Source organism: Stieleria mannarensis (assembly GCF_014154935.1).
Taxonomy (GTDB): Bacteria; Planctomycetota; Planctomycetia; order Pirellulales; family Pirellulaceae; genus Stieleria; species Stieleria mannarensis.
Map to the genome: position 1 here is coordinate 155,575 of NZ_JACEHH010000004.1, position 14,862 is coordinate 170,436.

The 14,862-nt window shown below is 59.6% G+C and carries 11 protein-coding genes; 2 read left to right on the top strand and 9 right to left on the bottom strand.

What is annotated here, in order from left to right:
- Nucleotides 1-186 precede the first annotated feature (186 nt).
- Both H1B37_RS04215 and H1B37_RS04220 read left to right on the top strand, forming a co-directional pair.
- A complete protein-coding gene (locus H1B37_RS04215; RefSeq protein WP_182865365.1) occupies nucleotides 187-636 on the top strand; it encodes an FKBP-type peptidyl-prolyl cis-trans isomerase in 450 nt (149 codons plus the stop codon).
- A gap of 181 nt (nucleotides 637-817) precedes the next feature.
- Nucleotides 818-4,132, top strand: a complete 3,315-nt coding sequence (locus H1B37_RS04220) for a hypothetical protein (protein ID WP_182865366.1) — start codon at nucleotides 818-820, stop codon at nucleotides 4,130-4,132.
- Nucleotides 4,133-4,139: 7 nt separating this feature from the next.
- Here the strand turns inward: H1B37_RS04220 and H1B37_RS04225 are convergent, their stop codons facing one another.
- The 9 genes from H1B37_RS04225 to H1B37_RS04265 form a co-directional block, all read right to left on the bottom strand.
- Complete coding sequence (locus tag H1B37_RS04225; protein WP_182865367.1) at nucleotides 4,140-5,342, bottom strand: sialate O-acetylesterase; 1,203 nt, start codon at nucleotides 5,340-5,342, stop codon at nucleotides 4,140-4,142.
- A gap of 68 nt (nucleotides 5,343-5,410) precedes the next feature.
- The gene (locus H1B37_RS04230) at nucleotides 5,411-6,772 is read right to left on the bottom strand and encodes a neutral/alkaline non-lysosomal ceramidase N-terminal domain-containing protein (protein WP_182865368.1); all 1,362 of its coding nucleotides are present in this window, start codon (nucleotides 6,770-6,772) and stop codon (nucleotides 5,411-5,413) included.
- A 194-nt stretch (nucleotides 6,773-6,966) separates the two neighbouring features.
- Nucleotides 6,967-8,100 (bottom strand): ABC transporter permease, encoded by a 1,134-nt coding sequence (locus H1B37_RS04235; protein WP_182865369.1) that lies wholly within the window; start codon nucleotides 8,098-8,100, stop codon nucleotides 6,967-6,969.
- A gap of 250 nt (nucleotides 8,101-8,350) precedes the next feature.
- The gene (locus tag H1B37_RS04240; RefSeq protein WP_182865370.1) at nucleotides 8,351-9,046 is read right to left on the bottom strand and encodes an ABC transporter ATP-binding protein; all 696 of its coding nucleotides are present in this window, start codon (nucleotides 9,044-9,046) and stop codon (nucleotides 8,351-8,353) included.
- Complete coding sequence (locus H1B37_RS04245; RefSeq protein WP_182865371.1) at nucleotides 9,043-10,605, bottom strand: efflux RND transporter periplasmic adaptor subunit; 1,563 nt, start codon at nucleotides 10,603-10,605, stop codon at nucleotides 9,043-9,045. The genes H1B37_RS04240 and H1B37_RS04245 overlap by 4 nt, the downstream gene beginning before the upstream one ends.
- 2 nt (nucleotides 10,606-10,607) lie before the next feature.
- Nucleotides 10,608-11,141 carry a hypothetical protein gene (locus tag H1B37_RS04250; protein ID WP_182865372.1) on the bottom strand — a complete coding sequence of 178 codons (534 nt, stop codon included), beginning with the start codon at nucleotides 11,139-11,141 and terminating at the stop codon, nucleotides 10,608-10,610.
- A gap of 21 nt (nucleotides 11,142-11,162) precedes the next feature.
- Nucleotides 11,163-12,317, bottom strand: coding sequence for an ABC transporter permease (locus H1B37_RS04255; protein WP_182865373.1), 1,155 nt, complete (start codon nucleotides 12,315-12,317; stop codon nucleotides 11,163-11,165).
- 33 nt (nucleotides 12,318-12,350) lie between these two features.
- Nucleotides 12,351-12,764 carry a heavy-metal-associated domain-containing protein gene (locus H1B37_RS04260; RefSeq protein WP_353620773.1) on the bottom strand — a complete coding sequence of 138 codons (414 nt, stop codon included), beginning with the start codon at nucleotides 12,762-12,764 and terminating at the stop codon, nucleotides 12,351-12,353.
- Nucleotides 12,765-13,993: 1,229 nt separating this feature from the next.
- Nucleotides 13,994-14,242 carry a hypothetical protein gene (locus H1B37_RS04265; protein ID WP_182865374.1) on the bottom strand — a complete coding sequence of 83 codons (249 nt, stop codon included), beginning with the start codon at nucleotides 14,240-14,242 and terminating at the stop codon, nucleotides 13,994-13,996.
- Nucleotides 14,243-14,862 lie beyond the last annotated feature (620 nt).

Genomic DNA, 14,862 nt, shown 5'->3' on the forward strand with positions numbered 1-14,862 from the left:
CATGATAGCTACTGCCCGGGTGGGAGGAGCAAAATCCATCCGGCGGGGGCGTGGATTCAGTGGGGCCCGCGCCGCGGTGGGCTTGTGAAAGGGATTCTTGGGGATCTATGCTTTGACCGCAGCCAAATTTGTGCTCCCTCGATCTCTTTTTCCTCGTTGACGCCCCCCACGTCAGGACCGCACGCCATGCATCTCGTTCGGACAACCTTGCTCGGCTTTCTCTCCTTGACGCTCTGCTTGGCGACCGGATGCTCCGGATTGATGCCCGGCCCTGGGGCTGCTGACGCAGATGCACCGACGGAGTTCACCGAGACGAAATCGGGGCTGAAATACCGCGTGCTGCGAAAGTCCGACGGCAAGAAAGCCAACGCCCACGGTCACGTTCGGCTGCACTATATCGGAAAATTGGATGACGGAACTGTGTTTGACAGCTCTTACGCCCGAGGCGAGCCGGCCATTTTCTCGCTCGATCAAGTCGTTCCCGGATTCACCGAAGGATTGCAGTTGGTCGGTGAGGGGGGCATGATTGAACTGCAAATCCCGCCTGAATTGGGGTATGGCGACGACGGACGTGCCCCCATGATTCCACCCAACGCCACGCTGAATTTCGTCGTGGAAGTGATTCGGGTTTTCTGAGTTCACCTTTGGGGGCGGCCAAGATTTTGCGCATCGAACCGTTCGCCACGGGCTCTCCGCTACCGTAGGCTGAACTGTCGCGAAGTTTTGTTTTCTTGGTGTCATCGGTCGGGAACGGGGATCTGGGCGTTGATCGCCCGCTCGCGATCCGATCGGCATCGCATCCCAAGGATCGCCCGTCATGTGCCTTTCAAAACTCAAGTCCCGGCCGATCGGAAGTCGATGGCTGGCCTGTCTGATCTCGCTGGCGTGTCTGATTTCGCTGCCCTGTCTGGTCGTTTCTGTCCGGGCGGACACCGTTGTCAGCCAGACGTCACACTGCCGCATCGCCGACGGGCCACTGCACGCGTCTGTCGGAACGGTTGCGTTGCCTGCCGATGGGTTGTGGCGAATCCGTGCACCCCAGTCGCCGGATTCCGTCGGCGAACTGTATCTGATGCCGACCGAGCCGTCGCGTTTGCGGCAGTTGGGCAAACGGATGTACGCGGCACTGGAGGAACGCCAAATCCAAAACGGTCGTTGGCAGGTGCAAATGGGATTTGAGGCGTGTCGTCAATTTGCACAAGACGGACAGGGCGTCGGTCCGAAAGCGATCTCGGACTTGGACCAAGACAAACGCTGGGAGTATGTCGCCCAGCATTGGGACAGCGCGAGTTGGCGGCTTAACCGTTGGCGCGACTTCGTCGACACCAAACCGATCGAGGGCCCGTTCCTTCATCTGATTCCCGAAGCGCGATTTCGGTTCGCCCCGCCCAATCAGACCACGCGTCGCGAAGCTGGAACGGCGGTCCAGGCCGGTACAGCAACGAACGCGAAAACTCGCTGGACGGTTCCCAAGAAAAACCGTGAGGTTCTGGCATTTGAACTCCGCCCCTTCATCGACGACGGACAGCACTGGGTGCTGTACACCGACGGCGATTGCCAACGCGTTGACATCGATCGTCAATTGATTCAATCGCAAGCGGTGAAGATCCGTCCGATCGTCACGCAAAAGAACGCCCAGGGCGACGACGAAGAGCCCAACCTGGAGTATCGGTTGGTCATGGTGCGCGAACAATCTTTCACCGGTTCGCTCGAATTGCGGGCCGAAAACCATGTGCTCGATCAGGAGCGGACGATTCGGTGGAACGCGGCCAGCGGATCGGACGTGCCGTATCAAGAGCTTCGCGACACAATCACCGAAGCGAGACGATTCGCCTGGGGGCCCTACTCGCTGGCGGCCGACGGCGGCGTGTTGAAGGTCTGGGATCTGGCCGGGGAAACACCCCGGCCCGACGTCAACCCACGGCGCAGCCTGACGATGTTCTCGGTTCTGGGAGGCCGCGCGGCGGTCGAAGAAACGCTGCAATTGCAAGATCTACGAGCCATCGATTCCGATCTGCACGCGGCGACGATCGACGTCGATTCATTGTCCGGGGTGGAGGTCAAATCGCACCCGTTTGAGGAAATGCTGGGCGACCAGGACGGCGGCCGCCTGGACATCGCCCACTGTGTTCCGCCAGATCGTTTCTTTGTCTATATCGGCAAACCGGAATCGATCCCGGCCTTGCTGGATACCGGCGCCCCGTTCATCGCCGGCATGGGGACGGCGCTGACGGGCAATTGTCTTCATTACAACCTCCAATCACGCTACCTGGCCCGGTTGGGCATGACACGCGATTGGGTGGATGCGGTGTTGACCAGTGGGCTGACCAGCGAGCTGGCCTTTTTCACCCCCGACCTGTTCTTCATCGACGGGACGGATGTGACGGTCGTGGCGAGGTTGAGACAGCCGCAACTGCTGCGTCAATTGCTCGGGATGCTCGGTGCGTCAGACCTGGGAACCGAGTCCGTCTTGGAGTTGCCGACTTCGTCCGGTGGCCCCGCGTACATGGCGCTGCGTGGTGATCTGTTGTTCGCCAGCACGCATCGCGGGGAACTGCAGCAAGCCGTGGATCTGCACGGCCGGCAAGGAAGCGACAGCCTGGGCGAAAGTGCAGAGTTTCGTTATATGCTGACACAGTTACCGGTCAACGAAGACACGCGATTGTACGCGTATCTGTCGGATCCGTTTGTGCGAAAGTTGGTCGGGCCGCGGACGAAGATCGGACAGCGACGCCGGATACTGGCCAAAGCCAAGATGGAAGCGATCACGGCCCAGGCGATGCTCGCTCGGTTGGACGGGGCTGTCAGTTTCGATTCGACGGCGGATTTAATTCGCAGCGGGCATCTTCCCCAAGGCTGGCAAAGCGAAGGGATCTCGATCGATGCCAGCGGCTTGGTCCGAAGTCACCACTACGACACGTTGCCCCGCATGCGGACCTTGCCCGAAGTCCCCTTGGATAAAGTGACGCCGGCCGAAGCGGAAGCCTACCGCCGCTACGTCGAAAACTACTCCAGGTATTGGCGTCGTTTTTTTGACCCGATCGCGATTCGATTGGATGACGTCGGCGGCGACCAATTGGAGTTGTCCACGTTCATTCTGCCATTGGTGGACAATTCGATCTACAACACGTTGAAGATGTTTCTGGCGCATCAAGATGACCAGACGACGCTCTCGGTCCCGATCGTCGAACCGACTCCCGTCGTGCAGTTTTCGGCGAATTTGAAAGACATGGCGTGGCAGGCGGTGGCGGGGAATTTTTCAGAGTTCTTCACACGCTACTCCGGGGCCAGTCCGGCGATGCTGGACGATCTCGGCCCCAGCGTTCACGTCGCCGTCTTTGATGCCGACCCGATCATCGCCATCGGAAGCGGTGACGTCTTCGGCGCCTTCGGCGGCAACGTGTTGCGTGGGGGCGGCAACGAGATGCTGATGATTCCGGTCGCACTTTCGATGCTGACGCGTCCTTGCAGTATCATGGTCGAGACGAAATCGCCCGAACGGACGTCACAATACCTGCGTCAAGCCGCCTTGGCGGGGATGTCGCATCAACGCCGGGACCGCGATTTCAACGTCTCGTTCTACCAGGTGGGAGATCGTGACGAATGGGTCTGGACGATGGATGTGTTTGGCGTCGTCAAATTGCGTTACGGTGTCGAGGTGGTCGACAAGTACTTGGTGATTCGCAACATCCCTTGGTCGAGCGATGATCGCGTGGTCAGCGTCGCACCGGCAGATCTGAATGCCGCCCTGTTGCAAGCGTCTCCCTCGGCGTGCAAAGAACAGCTTCCTGGGCTGTTCGCCGCCGCATCGGACGCCAATCGGCGAGCGGTCATGTCGGGACTGGGACGGCTCTACCCCTTCATGCTCAGCGGGGCAAAGAGTGTGGACCAGGCGGCGGCCGAACACCAGCGGTTGTACGGGTTTTATCCCCGGCAACTGGACGGCGATCGGTGGCGTTGGACGGATTTTCGAATGATCAGCGATCGCTACGGCGAACCGACTCGCCAGCGCCAACCGGCATTTGATCCCGACCAACCGTTTGGGATGATGAACCGAATCGATTCGATCCAGTTGAACATGCAATTCGAATCCGACGGGTTGCGTAGTAGCGTGCGTTGGCGATTGCGATAGCGCGGCGTCAGTTGGAGGGGCGGCTCAAATCGGCCATCGCCTCGGCGAACCCTTTGCCGATCTGCGCCATGATCTTTGCCGACCCGTTGTAGTGGTACGCCGCATTGGAGCTGCCTTTGAGGACCTCCAGCTCGTGTGGCGTGTACAGTTCGGCGCGGAACTTGGCCAGAGCCTCCTCACGCTGCTGGCGACTGAGGCTGGCGTCCTTATTGAGTTCCTGGGACTTGGTTTTGATCTCGGCACCACGTTCCTTTAACTCGTCCAATTCGGCATCCCAATAGTTTTCGGTCAGCACGGCCGCGACGGTCCCTTGGAATTCGGGCATCGACGCCGGCGCGGCCATCGCCTTTCGAAAACCGTCGTGGGTGCTCTTGTAACGTTGTTGTGACGGACCGTATTGATCGACCGGGCCTCCGACGCCCATGACGCCGATCACAAACGGCAAGTTCGGTGTGGACAGATCGTCGCGAACGTCGCGGATGAATTGGGCTAGCAGCCGGGAATAAAGGTCGTACCCGCCGGGCTTGTCACGGTTGGGGTACACGTCTCGGGCGACCATGTCGTTCCAACCTTGGAACCAGACAAAGCCGGCGATCTCGTAACCCGCTTCGGGGTCGTAATCCGGATAGACGCGCTTCAGGTCGCCGACGACTTTGTTGACATGATCGATCATCAGCCGGTAGTAATGCCCGGTCGCCTGCACGCGGTCTGCCTTGATCTGTTCGACGTCTTTGCCCTGTTTTTCGAGATTGGCCAGTTGTTGTTCGCTGAATTCGTAGGGGCCGGCGCCGGGAGGACGAAAATCCGTGTGCAATGATTTGCCGCCCCAGGCCGTTTTGATGATCAGAATCGGTTCCTCGAGTTGCTTGTGCATGTAGATCCCGAACGTGAACTCGGGGCCGATCTTTGTCCCACGACCATGTGCCCCGTAGCCGGCGGTCAATCGACCGTGATGCTCTTGCTCGCTGCCGTCGTTGCCGATCGAGGAGATCCAGACCTGGTCACAGACGCGGGGCGATCCGTCCGCGCCGCGCATCTCGGCCAAAATCGGCGCCGTCGCCGGATCCATGCCGACGTGATCAAACGTGGTGATTTGGGCGTGCCCCTGCATGTTCGACTGGCCGGCGAGCACGAAGATTTTTAAAGGGCCTTTGGCGGCGAGCTGCCCCGCCAGCAACAGGCAAAGCGTGACGAAGACGATCGATCGCATTCTCATCGGTAAAACCTTTTTCCTTCGGAAGACATTTCGCGCGTGCGTGGTGACGATTGTACTTTGAATCAGTCCACTTGTCGGTGCACTTCGTCGACGATGTGGCGTTCGATTTCGGGGGACCAGTGAGCAGGCAGGCCGTAGTAGACCATCGATGTGCCGCCTTCGTAGCCGCCCTCACGCAACACCCGCCGGGAGGGGATGTAGGCCATCACGTCATTGGCATAGCCGGCGATCCAAGACTGTGTGCCCCGCAATTCGCTCTTCAACCGCAGCGCATAGTCGACGACGACTTCGCCACCGAGAAAGACCATGTCGACCTGGTCGCCCATTTTCCAGCTTCCGACGGCGTACGGATAGGTCTGCGGAAGCGCTTGGCCGCGATCGAGTTGGTCCAGCAACATCGTGGCCCGGGCGACCTCCCATTGGTTGGTCGACCGTGAATTCGCTTCGATCTCGTCGCGCAACGGAAGCGTTGCCAGCGGCAAGTCGATCTCGCGAAACCGTGTCGTCAACGTGGGAGTGACAGCTTGCATCTGGACCGTCATCAGTACGGCATCGACGGCGGATGCCAAGCGTTGTCCATAATGTTTGGCAAGTTCAACGGTTCGCCGCGGAAGCGGGTTTTGATCGGCACCACAGCCCGCCCAGAACATGGCGATCGCGTCGGGGTGTGATGCTTCCAACGCCGCACAGGCGAAACCGGGGTAATCGCCCGACCAGGAATAAATCCCCAGCACGGTCGCGTGACACGCGTACCCAAAGACGACACCGACCAGCTGGTCCTTCGAGTCACGCACCGCCAGAACGGGGACGTCGTGATCGACCGGGCCTTTCAGCTTGTCTTCGCGGCGCCACTGGGGGACATTGCCTTCGGGCCGATTCTCGCGACGGTTTGTGGCGAAGGTCGCCTTGCCGCTGCCCCAGGAAAGTTTGGCCGGCTGCTGATCAGCAAACGCGCTGTCGACCGCATCAATCACACTGGCCTGTAGTTGCTGCTGGTACGTTTCGATCTTCCGCTGTTGTTCCGGGGCGACGATCAGATAGTGCAGCGGAGCGAGATTGTTTTTTAGGGCCGGTCCGGTATGCGTGTGCGAACAACAAATGGCAATCTGCGATCGATCCAGCTGGTGTTTGGCTTGGATCTGATCGCTGATCGCGGTGGCAAGCTCACGATCGATTCCGACCAGGTCCAACGTGATCAGGACGGCGTGCTTGCCCGCGGCATCACGCAACACCAGTGCTTTGGCCCACAGGTCGGTCAACTTTCCCTGCGAGGGATGGTCGCGACTGCCGTAACCGGCCATCCACATCGATTCGCTGGGCGTGATGTTCCGCTTCGCAATCCCCGCTTGCCATCCCTCGTCGGCTCGGGTGGGAACAGCAATCAGCAGCAGGAGTGTTGTTGAAAGAAGGTAACATCGAAGCATCGTTGAACGGTTCCACGGTGGCGTTGGATTGTTGATTCAAAAGCGGAGAACCCGACGGAGTCGATCGGGGTGACGCCAATTTACCCAAAAAGATCGTGAATCACTCGTTAAACGTAGCTACCTTCGCCAGAAGGTGGATCCCTGGGGCTTCCACGCTCTGGCGAGCGTAGCCACGTCGAAGTGCCACTGTCCCGCTAGGCTTGCCGCAGCGCGGTCACGATCGAAACGCTGGCCGCCTGAACCGCCGGTGCGATTCCCGCGGCGACCCCCACGACCAGCGAAACCAGGACGCCGGTGACGGCCAATCCGAGCGACGGTTGGAAGGAGATCGTCGCACCTTCGGCACCGATGGCAAATCCGCCAGTCCCCAGAACCGCCAGCGCCAGCAGCGTCCCGCCAGAACCGCCCAGGACACACAGCAACGTGCTCTCGGCCAACACCAACCGCAACGCCCGCATCGGCCGCACGCCGATCGTCTGTAACACCGCGTACTCCTTGATCCGGTCCTGGACACTCATCACCGTGGTGGTGGCGACCAAGGACAAGACGAGAGCGACACAGGCGTAGCCGAGCCAATGGGCGAGCCCGATCAAGTCGACCAGGTCCGAGAGCGTGTTGGCCTGGAACGCACCCTTGCGCCGCGTCCGCGTCGCGACCGAACCGGATCGCAGTTCGGCATCGATTTCCGCGGCGACACGATCCGGATCGGCGTCTTCGGTCAACAGCACCTCGTGTTGCGTGACCAATCCTGCCGCGTCCAAGCCACGTGTGTATTGCAAGAAGGCCAGACTGGTGTAGATCAGGTTTTCTTCCGCCGGAACCGTCGATTCAAAGATGCCGGTGACTTTCACGGAAATCTCTCCGATCGAAAACTGGTCCCCCTGTTTCAGCCCCCGCCGGCGGGCGACGTTGCGACCGACGATCGCCGCATCGCGTCGGGATGAAAACGTCTGCCAATCGCCGCTGGTCAGCTTGATGGGGCGGGTGCGTCGGATTTGATCCGGGTCGGCCCCGTTGAAGACGATGATGTCCAAACTGGCGCGACAGTTGTTCGTCCAGACCTGGATCGGCATCACCTCCCGCACACCGGGAACGGCTTTGATTTTGCGTGCATAGTCCTCCGGCAGCCGGCTGCTGGTCGGACAGAACCGACTTTCTTGAAACACGATCAAGCTGCGATCGGCGTCCGCCCCGGTGGTCAATCGGTGCAGACCTTCCTGGACCGACCCGACAAAGCAAAACACAAACATCGCCACTGCCGCACCGGTCACGGTCAACAGTGTCCGCGTGCGGTGGCGCCATAGGGTTTTTAAAACGTAGGTAGTCATGGATACGCGTATTTCAGTTGGGAACGTTAACAGTTTTAGTTCCTTCGCTTCTCAAGCCCATCCGATCGGCGACTGACCACGGACACCCTATCATTCTGCCCCGGATCATTCTGCCATCTATCCCTTGATTCTTGCTGACTTGACAGGCCACCGTGACTCGGTGAAGGGGTAGGAAGATTTTGGAGGTAGGAAAATTTGGCCGGATCGAATTGATGGTGTGTCTCGTCATTTTCTTACCTCCAAAATCTTCTTACCCAGCTGCTACAACAGCATCGCGCTGCAAGAACTTTCCGTGATCGAGCACCAATTGCCGAGTCGCGATCGCAGCGACATCGCTGTCGTGGGTGACCATCAGCAGCGTGATTTCGAGCTCTTTGTTCAGCCGTTGCAGCAGGGTCTGCACTTGCTCGCTGGTTTCCGCGTCCAGGCTGCCGGTCGGTTCATCGGCGACGACGACTTGGGGGTGGGCCACAATTGCCCGGGCAATGCCGACGCGTTGTTCTTGCCCGCCGGAAAGCTGCCGCGGATAGTGGTCGGCACGATCGCTTAACCCGACCGCCTCGAGCGCCAATTCGACGCGTTGCCTGCGCTGGGCCGAGGTCAGTTTCAATAGTAGCGTCGGAAGTTCAACGTTCTCATACGCCGTCAAAACGGGGATCAGGTTGTGGGTCTGGAAGATGTAGCCCAGATTCGCCGCGCGCCAATCGGCCAACTTGCTTCGCGACAGTGCGGTCACTTCCGTTCCGCCGACGATGATCGTGCCGTCATCGGGTCGATCGATCCCGCTGACCAGATTCAGCAGCGTGCTCTTTCCGGTCCCACTGGGTCCCATCAGGGAGACGAACTCACCTCGCGCGATACTTAAATCGACGTGGTCCAGTGGTGTGATCGTTTCGTCGCCTTTGCGAAAGCTTTTACTGACGCCACGTAGTTCGACCAATGTCATTTTTCGATTCCTAGGGTTTGATCGTCGCCGCTGACTTGAACGGGGCTGCCGTGTTCCAGCCCAGCGGTGTCACTGGCGATCAGTTTGTCAGTCAGCTTCACTCCGGACGTGATCTCGACCAGTCCATCTCCGCTTGATCCGCCGAGGTCCACCGAGCGTCGCTGCGCGATTTCGTCAGCGTCGACGACCCACACAGACGCCCCCGATTGATCGGACTGAACAAGTTCGCGGGGGACAAACAGGCGTTGGGTTTCCGTCGATTCGCTGCTCGGATTCGCAACCGCCGGCGCCAAGAAGGTCGCCGTGACCAGCATTTCGGGACTGACCGTTGGCGGCGGCTGAATCAATTCGACCTTCACCTCCAGCGTGTTCTTTTGGATGTTCGCCGAACTGGTCGTCTGCAGCACGCGGCCCTCGATGACGTCCGCCGACGACGCCGTTTCGATCTGAACCGGTTGGCCCCGCGTGACCATCGGGACATCTTCCAAACGGACGTCGGCCCGCACTTGCAAGCGTTCGGGATCGTACATTTCGATCACTGTGCTGGAGCGATGGCCGGCATTTGAATCCAGTCCCATCACACGACTCCCCGGCGCCGCGACCAGACGCAGCACACGCCCATCCATCGGAGCGCGAATGACGGTTCGGCGGAGTGTCAGTTCCGCCTGCCGCACTTGCAACTCGGCTTCACCACGCAACGCTTCTGCCGATTGAACCTTCGCTTCAGCCTCTTCCAGTTGGCGTGTTTCCTCGACCAGCAGTTCCAATTGTCGCTTTAGCGCGGTGGCCTTTTCACCGAGCGCATCGGATTCACGTTGCAGGTTGGGCCTGCGTTCGCGGAGTTCTTTGAGGTTCGCCACTGACACTGCATAATCGCTTTCGGCGCGGTCGATGATGCGGCCGGAGATGGCGCCCTTGGCCGATCGTTTCCCTTCCATGCTGCTGCGTGCGTAGTCCACGTTCGCCTGGGCAGCCTGGATCAGAAACGGCAGCTTGGCCAGTTCCGTCTGCGCCTTGGCCAGCATGCTTTGTGCATCGGCCAACTGGACTTGCAGGTGCACCGGGTTTTCCAGACGGATTCTGGCGGCGTCGCGTTCGGCGATCGCCCGCTTGAGTTCTCCCTCTCGAATCGCCAGCTGATTTTTTGCCCGTTGGACATCTAGTTCGGCGTCGATCGAGATCAGTTTGGCGATCGCCTCTTCTTTCTGGACGTACTGTCCCGCGACGACCAGCAATTCTTCGATCACCCCCGGCGCGAGCGCGGCCACACTGATTGCCGTGGGCCGCGGTTCGATCCAACCGGGGGCCTGGAACAGTGTCGTTCCGGCTTGCTGCACCTCCGCCCGCTTGACGACCACCGGCACCACCGTCACCGAGGGGCGCGGCAGCAACTGTCGTCCCGTCGCGGCAACCAACAGGGCGATGAAGCCACACAGGATGCCGATCGGCAGCACGTACCGCGTCAACCAGCGCTTGCGGCGCGGTTGGGTCGGCGTCGCGTCTTCACGAGGCGATCGGTCGAGTGCCAGTTGGCTCAGATCGAGCGGAGTGTTCGCCATGATTACTTGCCCGGACGTACAAAGACTTGGTTGGCCGCGACCGTCAGATTGCCTTGGTCGTCACGTTTGGCTTTGCCGCTGACGACGACGGTGGACAGTTCTTTGACGCCGAGAATCTCCCGGGCATCTTGGCCGACGGGGTTGCCGGATTCGTCAACAACTTTCACCGTCGCGATGTTGTCCTTGACCGCATCGGTTTCGCAGCAGTAATCCCACGGCGTCGGACAGCCTTCATCGGCTGCGCAGTGGGGTACTTTGGGGTCAACGATGGTGAACGCTGCCAGGCCATCGACGAACGGTTCGCTCGATCCGCCGATCAAGCCGACCAGGGTGACTTCTTGGCCGTCTTCGGTTGATTCACGTGCTTCGCCCACCGGTAACGCCCCTGCGGGCTCACTTTCGGCCAGATAGGCTGACGTTTCTGCACTCGAGTCGGCCGCGTTTGGGCCGGTCTGTGATGCGACGTCCGATTGACTGCCGCAACCGGTCGCGATCAAGAACAATGCCGCCAAACCGAAACTAAAAAACATCTTCATTCTAAAACTCCTTGTTAAATCTCAAACTGCTTTCAAACTGGTTGCGACTTGCGATCGCAACGCTTTCAGCGCCGGGGGCAACGCGCCCAAGACGCCCAATGACAAACCGACGCCGCATCCGATCAGGATGGCGACGCCGTCGATGCGCAACGTGAACGCGCCCATCGTGAAACGCACCGCCATCCCGTTCAGCACCGTCAATGCGATCACGCCGGACAGCAACGATCCGGCCGCGGCCAACAGGACCGCCTCCTGAATCAAACTGACCAGGATCGCACGGCGACGAAATCCGATCGCCTGCAACGTCGCGATCTCGCGGACTCGTCCGGCCACGGCGCCGTACATCATGTTCAATCCCGCAAACACTCCGGCACCGGACACCAAAACGACAACGAACCACGCCAACAACCGCACGGGTTTGTAGTGTTGTTGCAAGGCCGCGTAGTAATCGGTTTCGCGATTGGCGCGGAGCTCCAGGTCGGTGCGTTCCTTGCAAAACAGTGCGACCTCGGCGGGCGAGTTGCCTGGGGAGAGCAGCATCGCCGCCAGCGACAAATCCTGTCGTTTGGTGGCCGTCTGCAAATCACCGAGGTTGCACCAAATTTCTGATTCATAGGCCGCGCCGCCGGCGGCAAAGCGGCCGCTAATCGTCCACGACCGGCCTTCCATTTCAATCGTCTTTCCGGTCACCATCGCCGCGTCCGAGCTGCCCAGTTTTGCCGCCGCCAACCGACCGACCATCACTTCGCCCGCGCCGGGCCAATCGCCGTCGGTCAACTTGACCGACCGGCGAACCAGCGGCGCGGCCGGCGTGACGCCGCGAACCAAACCTAATCCCTCACCGGACGCGCCGGTCTTTACACGCGTGCCGAGATACAGCTCCGGCGAGACGTGTGTCACGCCGAACCGTTTCACCGTGCCGTCCAGGCTGGCGGCGAGCAACGCGGGTGCGTTGGCGGCGATTGACGAGTTCTCGATGTTCTCCTCGGAATTCACCGAATAGATCAAGACGACGTTCGGATCACCGCTGACGGACAACGATTGTTCCAATCCGCGGATGAACCCGACGACGACGAACACCAGCATCACGACCGTCGCCAGCGCGACGAGCGTCAATGCCGTGCGCACCGGCCGCCGGGCCAGATTGCGAACACCGTATTCCCAGGGAAGCAACATCAGTCTTGATCTCTTTCGCGATCCAACGGGGCGTTAACGCTTCGGCTTGTCCGTGAACGTGCCTTCCGGAGTGACCATCTTTTTCGGAGTCTTACCGATCTCGGCCATGATCTCCCACATCGTTTTCGGACTCAGCCGCACATCCGGCTTGGGGATCAGCGTCACCGACTTTTTCTCGATGCTGCACTCGACCTTGGCAACCTCGCCAACGCTGTCAAAACGTTTCGTGATCTTCTTCACACATCCGCCACACATTTCGCCGACCGTGACGACGACATTCGATTTTTTCGCCTCGGCAGCCGGGGCGCTCGTGGGGCTCAGCAGTGCGGCGAGCACAACCACGCTCGCAACCACAGCGGTTTTCGGGAACCAATTCAACATGCCAAAACTCCTTTGGGTCAGGCACACGCAACAGGAAAGTCCGCGCGCGACCATCGCGCGCAGCACCAAACAACGACACCCCATCAACGACAGACCGATCGCGAGAGGAGGATCACAGCAAAAAACGAAACGACAGGCAGGCAATCGTCAGAACGCGACGGGGACGTTTCGTTGAAGCGGCTGGATCAAATCAGCCAAGACTGGTGCGCGACGCGCACATCGCGACCACAGAGAAGTTGCCGATCCAGGCAATACGGATGCCCGTGAACAATGGCATTTTTCCCGACAACGCGAGCGGCCGTCGGTTCAATGGGGATTTCCCAGCTGACGATCCATTCCGCCCCGGGCAGTTCAACTTCCGCCTGAATGATGGCCCCTTCACAGAGACAGCTTTGGCAACTGCAATCATCACCACAGGGGGCAGGCAGTTCCGAGAGGGGCAGCTCCGAGAGGGGGGCCGCATCGCCGTGCGAACAGCAGGAACAAGTCTCCACCGCGCGGTCCTCGCCCACCGTCGCCGTCGACTCACACGACAGGCAACGCACTGGACACGCCAACAAGTTGACGATCAACAGCAGGGCAAACAGGGGCGATTTCATACGTCTGATTCTAGCTCTCGATCCACTTCCCGGCAAGCTCGAGGCAATAGCCCACAGATCGGCAAACACGCGAAAACAGCCTCACTCGGCAAATCGAAGTGTCTGTTTCGAATCACCTGTTTGCTGCGCCATGGGCGACAGGTCGACATTCTCGTCCGCAGTGAACCGCGACATCCGTCACATTCCAAAGAACAGCGACAAACGCTACGGGGTGTTCTGGGTGGGGGGCTAAACCGCCCTCAGGAGTTTTGCATTGTTGCGTAACCATCCTACGGTTGGTGCGTTCCACTTCGTTGCGGTAGCCACACTTGCTACGAGTGGCAATCGATGTCTGAGAGAGGCCGGTCAATGCGATACCGTCGTCTGGCCAGGGCTACAACAACCGATTCGGACTGCAATCTCCATTACCCGCTCATGGCTGAATACCTTAGAGAGACCCCGATGAACACGATGCGAAGCTCGGCATACTTCATGGTTCTAGCAGGCCTGTTCTCAATAGCAACATCGCCGGTAAACGCGGTGGGATTTGGCCATTTTCACCCGTACTATGATCAGCATTTCAACCCGGACTCGACTCGGAGGACCACTCTTGTTTATCCATCCCATGCATGGGTTTCTGAAACGGCAAGTGGTCACTGTTCCCCGGTCGGTTCTCACAGCGGCGGCTGCCCTCCCGTCGACAACGCGCTGCTAAGATTACATGTTCGCGACGACGTTCAGGTAGAGATCAATGGGTATCAGACTAAACCGCAGACGCTCGCCGGAATCCATCGCAATAGCCGATTCTATAGTTTGACGGGGCTTCGTCCCGACCGCATCCTGCCGTGTGACATCGTGGTGATCAAAACCGATATGCACGGCAATCAACGCCATTACCACCACGCCTTCGGCGCCCGAGCTGGACAGGTGTACGATATCCGATTTCCCCAGGACTTCAGATTTCACCAAACGGTTTTCGCGCCTGTCTACAGTGAAGCCCCCACCGCCCCGATCGTTCCAGTTGACGAGGTGTTGCCGGAATCGGTGATTCAGTCTCCACAGAGCGCACTTGCCCCGCCTCAGCGGCCCGCTGAATGATATCCCAGGTGACGTGCTGCTGAGTTCCATGGGATAAACCGCGAATCGAATTGCTTGACTGCCCGCCGGGGTCGCCGTAGCCTAGGCCTTCGATCAAGTTTCAGACCAATTCGGAACGAGGGGGAGACGAGACGTGGCGACATCGTTTTGGACAGGCAAGAATCTTTCATTAAGCTTGGGGATCACGCTTTGTTTCGGAACTTGGCTCTGGAGTAAGAGTGCTGCCGCGACAGGCCTGCCGTGTCACCCCCCCGCTCCGCCTAGCTGCGTGAACGAACAAACGGCGGTTCCGTTGACCCGCGACACCGTAATTGTGCGTGTGACGTCGCAACTCGGCGGTCGCGCTGTGTTCAACCGGCACCAGACTAGCCCCATCATCCCGCCAGGAGCGACCAGAGACTACGCACTACCCGGGCTCACGCCGGGGAAGACAACCAAGCTCTACGTCGCACTGGCTAGTGACGACCAATCGACACTGGTTGAAATTA

Coding starts and splice junctions, on each gene's coding strand:
- H1B37_RS04215 (WP_182865365.1), top strand. CDS start 187: ATGCATCTCGTTCGGACAACCTTGCTCGGCTTTCTCTCCTTGACGCTC.
- H1B37_RS04220 (WP_182865366.1), top strand. CDS start 818: ATGTGCCTTTCAAAACTCAAGTCCCGGCCGATCGGAAGTCGATGGCTG.
- H1B37_RS04225 (WP_182865367.1), bottom strand. CDS start 5,342: ATGCGATCGATCGTCTTCGTCACGCTTTGCCTGTTGCTGGCGGGGCAG.
- H1B37_RS04230 (WP_182865368.1), bottom strand. CDS start 6,772: ATGCTTCGATGTTACCTTCTTTCAACAACACTCCTGCTGCTGATTGCT.
- H1B37_RS04235 (WP_182865369.1), bottom strand. CDS start 8,100: ATGACTACCTACGTTTTAAAAACCCTATGGCGCCACCGCACGCGGACA.
- H1B37_RS04240 (WP_182865370.1), bottom strand. CDS start 9,046: ATGACATTGGTCGAACTACGTGGCGTCAGTAAAAGCTTTCGCAAAGGC.
- H1B37_RS04245 (WP_182865371.1), bottom strand. CDS start 10,605: ATGGCGAACACTCCGCTCGATCTGAGCCAACTGGCACTCGACCGATCG.
- H1B37_RS04250 (WP_182865372.1), bottom strand. CDS start 11,141: ATGAAGATGTTTTTTAGTTTCGGTTTGGCGGCATTGTTCTTGATCGCG.
- H1B37_RS04255 (WP_182865373.1), bottom strand. CDS start 12,317: ATGTTGCTTCCCTGGGAATACGGTGTTCGCAATCTGGCCCGGCGGCCG.